This window comes from Christiangramia aestuarii, from assembly GCF_009735585.1.
In the GTDB taxonomy this organism is placed as follows: domain Bacteria; phylum Bacteroidota; class Bacteroidia; order Flavobacteriales; family Flavobacteriaceae; genus Christiangramia; species Christiangramia aestuarii.
In genome coordinates this window covers 1-477 of the sequence record NZ_VJVW01000065.1, presented here as the reverse complement: position 1 = coordinate 477, position 477 = coordinate 1, and the positions used below count along the sequence as shown (strand labels likewise).

Annotated in this window: 1 protein-coding gene; it reads right to left on the bottom strand. The window is 68.6% G+C overall.

Annotated features, from left to right (window positions below):
- Window positions 1-477 (bottom strand): 6-phosphogluconolactonase (gene pgl, locus FLP08_RS16935; RefSeq protein WP_202912796.1); only part of this gene is annotated, 477 nt, incomplete at both ends.

Here is a 477-nt window from a genome sequence, read left to right as displayed (position 1 = left end):
AGGTCCAGGCCAGGGCTGTTCGGGAACAGCGAGGCGGTATGGCCGTCGTCGCCCATGCCGAGGACCAGCACGTCGATCGGCAATGGCAGCTCGTGCAGGTGATGGTCGGCCAGCTCGGCCGCTTCCTCCAGGCTCGCCGCCGGCTGGTAGAGGCCGATGAAGCGCGCCTTCGCCGCCTCGCCACGGAGCAGGTGGCGGCGAACCAGGCCGGCGTTGCTATCGGCATGCGACTCCGGCACCCAGCGCTCGTCGGCCAGGCTGACGGTGATCCGCGACCAGTCCAGCGGCTCCTCGCTCAAGGCTTCGAGGAAGGCCACCGGACTGCGCCCACCGGACACCACCAGCAGCGCCTGGCCTTCCTCGAAGCCTTGAGCGAGGAGCTGGAAAAAAGCACCGACATCCTCTCCGGTGCCAGCAAGGGCAACAGCGCGATCCTCCATACCGGTTTCGACGCGCCGCCCGGCAGCATCGAACTGG